At 63.6% G+C, this 828-nt stretch carries 1 protein-coding gene and 1 pseudogene; both read right to left on the bottom strand.

Translation table 11 applies throughout. From position 1 onward, the window contains the following. A pseudogene (locus SB4_RS20465) lies at positions 1 to 152 on the bottom strand (SDR family NAD(P)-dependent oxidoreductase); the annotation flags it as partial. Between the two features lie 11 nt (positions 153 to 163). After that, the coding region (locus SB4_RS18470) for a zinc-binding dehydrogenase (RefSeq protein ID WP_153006345.1) at positions 164 to 828 on the bottom strand (665 nt) is incomplete at its 5' end.

Genomic DNA, 828 nt, shown 5'->3' with positions numbered 1-828 from the left:
GCGCCCAGCGCCGCCAGATCGCTGGCCGCGACATGGATGGTGGGCTCATCCGCGACGATCAGCAGGTCATAGCCGTCGCGCGCCGCACAGGCCGCCAGATGATAGCCGATGCCCGTCGAGGCACCGGTCACGATTGCGAATTTCTCTGCCATGGCGCGTCTCCTTACTGACCGGGCTTCAGCACGATCTTGGTGACTTCGTTCTGCTGGTCGTGGAACATCCGGTAACCCTCCGGTGCCTGGTCGAGCGGCATTCGGTGCGAGATGAGGAAGGTCGTGTCGATCTTCCCCTCCATGATCACGTCGAGCAGTCCGTGCAGGTAATGCTGGACGTGCGTCTGCCCGGTCTTGAGCGTCAGCCCTTTCTGCATCACCGCGCCCAGCGGAAACTTGTCGACAAAGCCGCCATAGACGGCGGGCATCGACACACGGCCGCCCTTGCGACAGGCCAGGATCGCCTGTCGGATGGCGTGGATGCGATCGGTACCGAGGAAGGTCGACGCCTTGATCTGGTCGATCGCATTGTCGACGAACATCCCGTGCGCCTCCAATCCGACGGAGTCGATCACGGCGTCGGGACCAATCCCGCCGGTCATCTGCATCAGCGCGTCATAGGTCGCGCTCTGTTCAAAATTGATCGTCTCGGCGCCGAACTTGCGCGCCAGTTCCAGCCGATGCGGGAAATGATCGATCGCGATCACCCGCTCGGCGCCCATCAGGAAGGCCGACTGGACGGCAAAGAGACCGACCGGACCGCAGCCCCAGACCGCAACCGTATCGCCGGGCTCGATCTGCGCATTTTCGGCCGCCATCCAGCCGGTGGGCAGGA

Origin of the sequence: Sphingomonas sanguinis (genome assembly GCF_001476905.1) — a bacterium.
Lineage (GTDB): Bacteria > Pseudomonadota > Alphaproteobacteria > Sphingomonadales > Sphingomonadaceae > Sphingomonas > Sphingomonas sanguinis_B.
The sequence above is the reverse complement of the archived record's forward strand: the minus strand, read 5'-3'. Positions and strand labels throughout refer to the sequence as shown.